Raw genomic sequence first — 9939 nt, forward strand, 5'->3', positions numbered from 1 at the left:
TTTCCGCTGGTGGCGGCTCGTGTGCGGACCAGGTCCGGGTGGGCTTCCCCGGTGGCGAGTGCGGTCAGTGCTTGGAGTCGTGAGGCGGGTTCACCATCGGTGATGGCGGCGCGGTGCTCGAAGTGGGTGCGGGTGGTGGCCAGGGCTCGTGCGACAGCGGCGACGTCCAGTTCGGGGTGGGCCTTCAGGTGCGCGTGCAGGCGCAACGCCTGGGCGCGCAGGGCCGTTTCGTTCTTCGCGCTCAGCACCCACGGCACCAACCCGCCACCGTCACCGACCGCCGGCCCCGCATCCCCGCCGTCCTCGGAAGGCGCGGCGCCCTCCTCCCCGGCGCCCTCCGCCGCCGGAGCCGCCTCGAGGATGAGGTGCGCGTTGGTGCCGCTGACGCCGAAGGAGGAGACGCCGACGCGTGCGGGCCGTCCCGTCTCGGGCCAGTCCATCGCCTGCGTCAGCAGGGAGACGGCGCCGGACTCCCAGTCCACGTGCGGGGTCGGCGCGTCCACGTGCAGGGTGCGGGGCAGCACGCCGTGCCGGATCGCCTGCACCATCTTGATCACGCCTGCGATGCCGGCGGCGGCCTGCGTGTGCCCGATGTTGGACTTCACCGAGCCGAGCCACAACGGCTGGTCGGCAGGGCGGTCCTGGCCGTAGGTGGCGAGCAGCGCCTGCGCCTCGATGGGGTCGCCCAGGGTGGTGCCGGTGCCGTGCGCCTCGACGGCGTCGACGAGGTCGGGGGTGAGGCGCGCGTTGGCGAGGGCCTGGCGGATGACGCGTTGCTGGGAAGGGCCGTTGGGGGCGGTCAGGCCGTTGCTGGCGCCGTCCTGGTTGACGGCCGAGCCGCGGATGACGGCCAGCACCTCGTGGCCGTGGCGCTGCGCGTCGGACAGCCGCTCCAGCAGGACGAGGCCGACGCCCTCGCCCCAGCCGGTGCCGTCGGCTGCCGCGGCGAAGGGCTTGCAGCGGCCGTCGCGGGCCAGGCCGCGCTGGCGGCTGAACTCGGTGAACAGTGCAGGGGTGGACATCACGGTGACGCCGCCGGCCAGCGCGAGCCCGCACTCCCCGCCGCGCAGCGCCTGCACGGCGAGGTGCAGGGCCACGAGCGACGACGAGCACGCCGTGTCCACGGTGACCGCCGGACCCTCCAGGCCGAAGGTGTAGGCGACCCGGCCGGAGATGGCGCTCGCTGACGTACCCGTGATCAGGTAGCCCTCCGCGGCCTCCAGGCCCCCGGCCAGATGCTGGGCGTAGTCCTGGCCGTTGACCCCGGCGAAGACCCCGGTCCTGCTGCCGCGCAGTCCGTCCGGCATGATGCCCGCGTTCTCGAACGCCTCCCACGCCGCTTCGAGCAGCAGCCGCTGCTGCGGGTCGGTGGCCATCGCCTCGCGCGGGCTGATCCCGAAGAAGTCCGCGTCGAAGTGGCTCGCCTCGTGGACGAACCCGCCCTCGCGCACGTACGACTTGCCGCTGCTGTCCGGGTCTGGGTCGTACAGCTCCTCGCCGTCCCACCCGCGGTCCGCGGGGAACTCGCCGATGGCGTCCCGGCCTTCGATGAGCAACTGCCACAACGCGTCGGGGGACGCGGCGCCGCCGGGGAAGCGGCAGCTCATCCCGACGACGGCGATCGGCTCGGTCTCCCTGGCCTGCGCGTCCCGCAGCCGGCGGTTGGCCTGCTGCAGGTCGGCGGTGGCGCGCTTGAGGTAGTCCCGGAGCCGCTCTACGGTCGTGGTGTCCGCGGTCGCGGCCCCCGGAGGTGCGGCGGGCGCCGCACCGGCGGTACGGGCGGTCGTGGTCGCAGTGGCGTCGAGCCCGGCGGAGTTCGCGTTCATAAGACCTCTTCGGTTCAGGACGTGCCGAGTTCGTTGTCGAGTACGAGGAACAGTTCGTCGTCGGACACCGACGCGAGGTCGGTGGGCGGGGCATCGGCCGGGTCGCCGGCGCCGCGGGGCGCGCCCGCGGAGGCGTCGGCGCCGACCTTCCACAGCAGCGCCTGCAGGCGGGCGGTGATCCGGTCGAGCTGCTCGTCCTGCGGGGGCAGCGCCAGCACGGCCGCCTCCCACGCTTCGAGACCGGCGAGCAGGCCGTCGGCGGTCGACGGGTCCTCGGTGCGCACCAGGGTCAGCAGGTGCGCGGCGAGGGCGGCGGAGCTGGGGTAGTCGAAGACGAGCGTGGCGGAGAGCCGCAGGCCGGTGGCGGCCGTCAGGCGGTTGCGCAGCTCGACGGCGCGCAGCGAGTCGAAGCCCAACTCCTTGAAGGAGCGGTCCTGGGCGACGTCCTGCGCCGAGGCGCGGCCGGTCACCGCGGCGACCTGACGGCGCACCAGGTCGAGCACGAGCGTGAGCTGGTCGTCCGGGGAGAGGCCGGTCAGCCGCTCCTCCAGTGAGCCGCCGCCGGTGCGGACGCCGGCGCGCCGGACGGGCACCCGGACGAGACCGCGGAGCAGTTCGGGGAGCATGCCGTCGACGGCGCTCGCGCGCAGTGCCGCCCGGTCGAACCGCACCGGCACGAGCGCCGCGCGGTCGAGGCCGAGCGCCGCGTCGAACAGGGCCAGGCCGTCGGTGGAGGTGAGCGCGACGACGCCCTGCCGGCCGAGCCGGGCCCGGTCGGCGTCGTCGAGCCCGCCGGTCATGGCGCCGCGCTGCTCCCACAGGCCCCAGGCCAGGCTGGTCGCGTGCAGGCCGAGGCCCCTGCGGTGCTTCGCGAGGGAGTCGAGGAACGCGTTCGCGGCGGCGTAACCGGACTGTCCGGGATTGCCGAGGGTGCCCGCGGCCGACGAGAAGAGGACGAAGGTCGTGCCCGGCAGGTCCCGCGTCAGGTCGTGCAGGTGCCAGGCCGCGTCGACCTTCGGCCGCAGTACGGCGGCGATCCGCTCGGGCGTCTGCGCGGCGACCACGCCGTCGTCGAGCACGCCCGCGGTGTGCACAACGGCCGACAGTGGCCGCCCGTCGCCGGTCACGCGCGCGATCAGGGCGGCGAGCGCGTCCCGGTCCGCCGCGTCGCACGCGGCCACCGTCACTTCGGCGCCCAACGTGCCCAGCTCGGCGCGCAGTTCCTCTGCACCCGCGGCGGCGGGTCCGCGGCGGCTGGTGAGCACCAGGTGCCGCACCCCGTACGCCGTCACCAAGTGCCGTGCCAGCAGGGCCCCGAGGGCGCCGGTGCCGCCGGTGACCAGGACGGTGCCCTCCGGGTCGAAAACGGGCTGGCGCTTCCCTTCCGGCGCGGGGGCGGCCAGGGAGGCGAGCCTCGGGGCGCTCAAGCTGCCGGTGCGGACGGCGAGTTGGGGAGCGTCGGTGGCGAGGGCCGCAGGCAGGGCGGCGGCCGAGGAGGGGTCGTCGTCCAGGTCGATCAGGCGGAAGCGGCCCGGGCTCTCGGACTGCGCCGACCGCAGCAGGCCCCAGGCGGCCGCCGCGCCCGGGTCCCGCACCGGGTCGGCGCCTCCGGCCGCGACCGCGCCGTGCGTCAGCAGCACCAGGGTGCACGAGGCGAACCGGTCGTCGGCGAGCCACTGCCGGGCCAGGCCGAGGACGTCCCGCGCGACGGCATGGGCGCGGGCGGCGGGGTCGTCGCCCGGGTCCTGCGGGCAGGCCGCGACGACCCACCGCGGCGCGGGCAGGCCGGCGTCCAGCGCCTCGCCGAGCGATGCCAGGTCGGCGTGCCGCACGCTGCCGTCGAGCCCCGGCGCGGGCAGAGCACCGGCGTCGCCGACCAGCGCCCAGTCCGGCAGGACCACTTCGGGCTCGGGCACGGCGGGCCACTCGACGGCGAACAGCGCGTCGCGCGGACCGGACCCGGAGGCGAGCCGCCGCGGGTCGACGGCGCTCAGCGTCACGCCGGCGGCGGTGAGCACGGCAGCGCCCGTGGCGTCGGCCACGTCGAGCGCGTACCGTCCGGGGCCGGTGCCCCGCAGCCGCACGCGGACGGCCGCGCCCGGGGCCGCCGCGTGCAGGGTCACCCCGGAGCCGGCGGTGAGCCAGCGCGGGGGCCCGCCCGCCGGCGCGGGCCCGGTTGCCCCGGCCCCGCCGTCCCCGAGCGCCACCGCGTGCAGCGCCGCGTCCAGCAGCGCGGGATGGACGAGGAAACGGGCGTCCGCCGCGTCGTCGGGCAGGTCGGCCTCGGCGTAGAGGTCCGTGCCGTCCTGCCACAGCGCGCGCAGACCCTGGAACACCGGGCCGTGCGCCAGGCCGGCCGCGGTCAGCCGCTCGTACGTGGTGGAGACGTCGACGGGGACCGCGCCCGGCGGCGGCCACGACGCGAGGGACGGTGGGGCAGCCGGTTCCGCGTCGTCCGCGGGCTCCTCCACGAGCCGGCCGGTGGCGTGCCGGGTCCAGCCGTCCTCGTCCGCGTCCTGCTCGGCCCGGGTGTGCACGGTCACCGTGCGCGCCGCCGCCTCGTCACGCGGTCCGACCGCGACCCGCACCTGCAGGCCGCCCGACTCCGGCAGCACCAGCGGCGCGTCCACCGCCAGCTCGTCCAGCACCGCGCAGCCCGTCCTGGCCCCCGCGTACAGGGCCAGTTCGACCAGCGCGGCCGGCGGCACGACGGCCGTGTCGAAGACCGAGTGGTCGCCGAGCCACGGCTGCTCCGCGAGCGCGAGCCGCCCGGTGAACACCGTGCCGCCACCGTCCGGCAGGACCACCTCGGCGGTCAGGAACGGATGGTCGGCGACGTCCAGCCCGGCCGATGTGACGTCCGAGCCGCCGGGCGGCGTGTCGAGCCAGTACCGCTCCCGCTGGAACGCGTACGTCGGCAGGTCCACCCGCGCCGGGGCCAGGCCCGCGAAGGCCGGCGACCAGTCCACGACCGCGGTCCCGCTGACGTGGGCCTGCGCCACGGACGCCAGCAGGCGCGGCATCCCGCCGTCGTCCCGGCGCAGCGTGCCGACCGCCAGGGCGCCGCCGCCGGGGCAGTCGTCCAGCGTCTCCTGAGTGCCGATGGTCAGCACCGGGTGGGGGCTGCTCTCCACGAACAGCCGGTGCCCCGCGCGCCGCAGCGCACGGACGGCCTGCTCGTAGCGCACGGGCTGCCGCAGGTTCGTGTACCAGTAGCCGGCGTCCATCGCGGTCGTGTCGAGCACGTCACCGGTGAGCGTCGAGTACAGCGGGATGGACGAGGGGCGCGCGGAGATGTGCGCCAGTGCGTCGAGCACGCGCTCGCGGATCCGCTCCACGTGAGGGGAGTGCGAGGCGTAGTCCACCGGGATGCCCCGGGCGCGCACCCCCTTCTCCTGGTAGGCGGCCACGATCCGGCCGAGCGTGGCGGTGTCACCCGCGATCACCGTCGAGCCGGGGCCGTTGACGGCCGCGACCGACGCCAGGCCCTCGTAGGCGGCGAGGTCCGCGGCGACGGTCTCCGCGGGCAGCGGCACCGAGGCCATCGTGCCCGTGCCGCCGAGCTCCGTCAGCGCGTGGCTGCGCAGCGCCACCACGGCTGTCGCGTCCTCCAGGCTGAGCGCGCCCGCGACGTACGCGGCGGCGATCTCGCCCTGCGAGTGCCCGACGACCGCGTCGGGACGCACCCCGAACGCCCCCCACGCCTCGGTCAGCGAGACCATCACCGCGAACAGTGCCGGCTGCACCACGTCGACCCGCTGCAGCAGCGGGGCCGCCGCCTCGGGATCGCGCAGCACGTCCATCAGCGACCAGTCCGCGTACCGCGCCAGCGCCGCCGCGCACGCCTCGATGTGCTCCGCGAACGGCGGTGAGGTACGCAGGAGTTCCCCGGCCATCCCGGGCCACTGCGAGCCCTGGCCGGGGAAGACGAACGCCGTCCTGCCCTTCGCCGCCTCGCCGAGCAGCGCCGCCCCGCCGGTGTCTCCGGCCCCGAGCGCCGCGAGCCCGGCGAGGAGCTCGCCGCGGTTGCCCGCGACGAGCGCGGCGCGGTGCTCCAGCTGCGCGCGGCCCGTGGCGAGCGAGTGGGCGACGTCCACCGGGCGCAACTCCTGCTGCCGCGACAGGTGTTGGTGCAGCCGCCGGGCCTGGGCGTGCAGGGCGTCCTCGGTCTTGGCGGAGAGGAGGTGGGGGAGGGGGGTGGGGGTGCTGTCGGTGTCGGTGTCGGGGGTGCTGTTGCTTTCGGGGGTGGGGTCGGGGGTGGGTGGGGCTTCGAGGATGAGGTGGGCGTTGGTGCCGCTGATGCCGAAGGAGGAGACGGCTGCGCGGCGGGGGTGTCCGGTGTCGGGCCAGTCGATGGCTTGGGTGAGGAGGGAGACGGCGCCGGCGTCCCAGTCGACGTGTGGTGTGGGCTCGTTGACGTGGAGGGTTCGGGGCAGGACGCCGTGGTGCATGGCCTGGATCATCTTGATGATTCCCGCGACGCCGGCGGCGGCCTGGGTGTGGCCGATGTTGGACTTGATGGAGCCGAGCCACAACGGCTGGTCGGCGGGCCGGTCCTGGCCGTAGGTGGCGAGGAGGGCCTGGGCCTCGATCGGGTCGCCGAGGGTGGTGCCGGTGCCGTGGGCCTCGACAGCGTCGACGTCGCGGGTGGTGAGCCCGGCATTGCCGAGGGCCTGGCGGATGACGCGTTGCTGGGAGGGGCCGTTGGGGGCGCTGAGCTGGCTGCTGGCACCGTCCTGGTTGACGGCCGAGCCGCGGATCACCGCGAGGACCGGGTGGCCGTTGCGCTGCGCGTCCGACAGCTTCTCCAGCAGCAGCAGGCCCGCACCCTCGCCCCATCCGGTGCCGTCCGCCCCGGCGGCGAACGCCTTGCACCGCCCGTCCGGGGACAGCCCGCGTTGCCGGCTGAACTCCACGAAGAGCGTCGGCGTGGCCAGCACGGTGACGCCTCCGGCCAGGGCGAGCGTGCACTCGCCGGAGCGCAGGGCCTGGGTGGCGAGGTGCACGGCGACCAGCGACGACGAGCAGGCGGTGTCGACGCTGACCGCCGGGCCCTCCAGACCGAAGGTGTAGGAGAGGCGTCCGGAGGCCACGCTGTAGGCGCTGCCCAGGCCCATGTGGCCCTCGAAGCCGTCCGGCATCCGCGGGATCATCCGGGCCGCGTAGTCCCCGTACATCACCCCGGCGAACACGCCGGTCCTGCTGCCGCGCAGGGTGGTGGGGTCGAGTCCGGCGCGTTCGAGGGTTTCCCAGGCGGTTTCGAGGAGGAGGCGTTGCTGGGGGTCGATGGCGAGGGCTTCGCGGGGGCTGATGCCGAAGAATTCGGGGTCGAAGGTGTCGGCGTCGTGGAGGAAGCCGCCTTGGTCGGCGTAGCTGGTGCCGGTGGTTTCGGGGTCGGGGTCGAAGAGGTGGTCGAGGTTCCAGCCGCGGGTGGTGGGGAAGTCGCCGATGGCGTCGCGGCCTTCGGTGAGCAGGTGCCAGAGTTCTTCGGGTGTGGTGACCCCGCCCGGGTAGCGGCAGGCCATCGACACCACCGCGATCGGTTCCCGGGCCGCCTCGGCCAGCTTGTCCTGGCGCCGCCGCAGCCGCTCGTTCTCCAGCAGGGAGGCGCGCAGCGCCGCAACGACCTTGCCTTCCGGTGGCACGCTCATCATCAGCTCCGTGCGTCGTGAGTCGGGGCGGACCGGCCGTGCGGGAGCCGTGCCGGGTGCGTCACGGGCGCTCTGCCGGAACGCGGGCGGCGGCATGATCGGTCGGTTTCCCATCGTCGCCACCTGGCCTTAAGCGGGCCTTGGCGAGCTCTGAAGATCCGTTCCGCCGCCGGACGGAGGCCGTCGCGCGTCGCGTCCGGCCCGAGTCCGGCGAGGGCAGCCCCCCAACGCCCGTGCGGGGGCCGCCCGTTGCTCCGGGCGACCCCCGCACGGGGTTCTGCTGGTCCTGCTGGTCCTGCGGTTCCGGCTCGTCCCGGACCGTCCGGCTCGACCGGCTGGTCCTGTTGGTCACGACGCGCTGCGCCGCCGGGTCGGCCGTGCCGTCACCACCGCACCGGCAGCTCGGTGACGCCGTAGGTGTTCATCGCGTCGCGCGTCGCGATGTCCTGCGGGCGTGCGGCCAGGCGCAGGCCGGGGAAGCGGCCGAGCAGCCGGCCGAGCGCGATCCGGATCTCGGTCCGCGCCAGGTTGTGGCCGATGCACTGGTGCAGGCCGTGACCGAACGCCAGGTTGCCCACCCCGGCGCCCTCCGCGTGGAAGGCGTCGGGCTCGGCGAACCGTCGCTCGTCGCGGTTCACCGCGGACGTGGAGATCGTCACCGTCTCGCCCTGGCGCACCGTGCGGCCGCCCAGCTCGACGTCCGCCAGCGCGGCCCGCGACACGAACTGCACCACCGACAGATACCGCAGCAGCTCGTTCACCGCCCGGTCGTCGACCTGCGAGCCGTCCCCCAGCGAAGCGCGCACCGCGTCGTCCTGCAGCAGTAGGTAGACGCTCATGGCGATCGTGTTGGCGGTCGTCTCGTGGCCGGCGATGAGCATCAGGAAGGTGAGGTTCGCCAGCTCCTCGTCGTTCAGCTCGCCGGTGGCGATCAGCTCGCTCAGCAGGTCACCGCCCGGTGCCGCCCGCCGCTCGCGCACCAGGTCGTGCATCAGCTCGCTGGTCCGCTTCGCCGCGTGCGCGACGTCTGCGGGCGCCGCGCCGGGCGACAGCATCGGCACCCGCAGCTTTTGCAGTTCCGCCGCCAGGTCCGCGCTCGCCCCCATCAGTTCGCAGATCACCAGCACCGGCAGCGGCAGCGCGAAGGTGGCCATGAAGTCCGCGGGCGAGCCCTGCGCCTCCAGCGCGTCGAGGCACGCGTCCGTGATCCGCTCGATGGCCGGCTCCAGGTCCCGCACGCGGCGCACCGTGAAGTGCCGGCTCAGCGGCTTGCGGTAACGGGTGTGGTCCGGCGGGTCCATGCCGATGAAGATGCCCGGCTGCGCGGGGCCCAGCTTCCCGCCCATCGGGATCGGCGAGCTGCGAAGGTCGTGCCGCGCGCTGAACGCCGGGTTGGCCAGCACCTCCTGCGCCAGGTCGTAGCCGGTCACCAGCCAGCCCTCACGGCCGTCGGGGTAGGCCATCCGGACGATCGGCTGCTCGGCACGCAGCGCCGTCAGCTCGTCGGGCGGCGAGAACGGGCAACTGCGGGCCGTCGGCATGCCGTCGACCACGTACTCGGTGTTCGTCATGGGTTCCTCGGATTCGTCCTCGTGGTCAGGGGATCGGTGGTGCTGCGTGGTGGTGGGGTCCGCGGCGGGGTCTCAGAGCTCCTCGGCTGCCTGGCCGGCCATGGCCATCTGGATCAGGTCGTCGAGGTCTGCGCCCTCGATGAGGCTCGGGGCCTCGCCGTCCAAGGCGACGTCCTCGTACGGTTGCTCGCCGCGGTCCTGGACGTCCGGGAGCGGCGACCCGCCGTCCGCCGCGCCCATACCGTCCGCCAGTTGCAGGAGCACGTCCAACAGCCCTGCTTCCCGCAGCCGTTGAGGGGTCAGTGTCGCCAGCATCCGGCGGACGCGGGCCTCGCCGTCGTCGCCTTCCGCCCCGCCCGGCTCGATGCGCGGTGCGAGCTCGTCGCGCAGGTGGCGGGCCAGCGCGGCAGGCGTCGGATGGTCGAACGCAAGGGTCGGGTGCAACTGCAGCCCGGTGACGACGTTCAGGCGGTTGCGCAACTCGACGGCGGTCAGCGAGTCGAAGCCCAGGTCGAGCAGCCCGCGCTCGGTGTCGACCGTCTCGGCCGAGGCGTGCCCCAGCACCAGCGCGATCTCGCCCGACACCACGTCGAGCAGCAACTGCTCCTGACGCCCGGCGTCGAGCCCCGCCAGCCGTGCCGCCAGCTGCGGCCCTTCTCCGCCGCCCGCCTGCGCCCTGCGCACCGGGGCGGGCACCAAGTGCCGCAGTGGAACGGGGAGTTCCCGGGTCCTGGCCAGCGCGCGGAGTCCCTTCATGTCCAGTTGGAGGGGGACGAGCGCCGGCTTGTCCGAGGCGAGTGCGGTGTCGAGGAGGGTGAGGGCGTGGGGGGTGGTGAGGGGGGTGGTGCCGTTGCGGGTGAGTCGGGTGTGTTGTTCGTGGGTGAGTTTGGT

4 protein-coding genes are annotated in these 9939 nt (G+C 74.7%); all 4 read right to left on the reverse strand.

The genetic code is table 11. From position 1 onward, the window contains the following. Nucleotides 1-1844: type I polyketide synthase (locus ACH4TG_RS40760; RefSeq protein WP_398248356.1), on the reverse strand; the 1844-nt coding region annotated here is incomplete at its 3' end. Next, a complete protein-coding gene (locus tag ACH4TG_RS40765; protein WP_398248351.1) occupies nucleotides 1841-7591 on the reverse strand; it encodes an SDR family NAD(P)-dependent oxidoreductase in 5751 nt (1916 codons plus the stop codon). The genes ACH4TG_RS40765 and ACH4TG_RS40760, both read right to left, overlap by 4 nt. Before the next feature lie 269 nt (nucleotides 7592-7860). Next, nucleotides 7861-9048 carry a cytochrome P450 gene (locus ACH4TG_RS40770; protein ID WP_398248353.1) on the reverse strand — a complete coding sequence of 396 codons (1188 nt, stop codon included), beginning with the start codon at nucleotides 9046-9048 and terminating at the stop codon, nucleotides 7861-7863. A gap of 72 nt (nucleotides 9049-9120) precedes the next feature. Continuing rightward, on the reverse strand, nucleotides 9121-9939 hold an 819-nt coding region (locus ACH4TG_RS40775; protein WP_398248355.1), incomplete at its 5' end, for a beta-ketoacyl reductase.

This window comes from Streptomyces sp. NPDC020917 (genome assembly GCF_044333795.1).
GTDB lineage: Bacteria > Actinomycetota > Actinomycetes > Streptomycetales > Streptomycetaceae > Actinacidiphila.

Excerpts from the sequence above, each read along its gene's own strand:
- ACH4TG_RS40765 (WP_398248351.1), bottom strand. The coding sequence starts at position 7,591 with ATGGGAAACCGACCGATCATGCCGCCGCCCGCGTTCCGGCAGAGCGCC.
- ACH4TG_RS40770 (WP_398248353.1), bottom strand. The coding sequence starts at position 9,048 with ATGACGAACACCGAGTACGTGGTCGACGGCATGCCGACGGCCCGCAGT.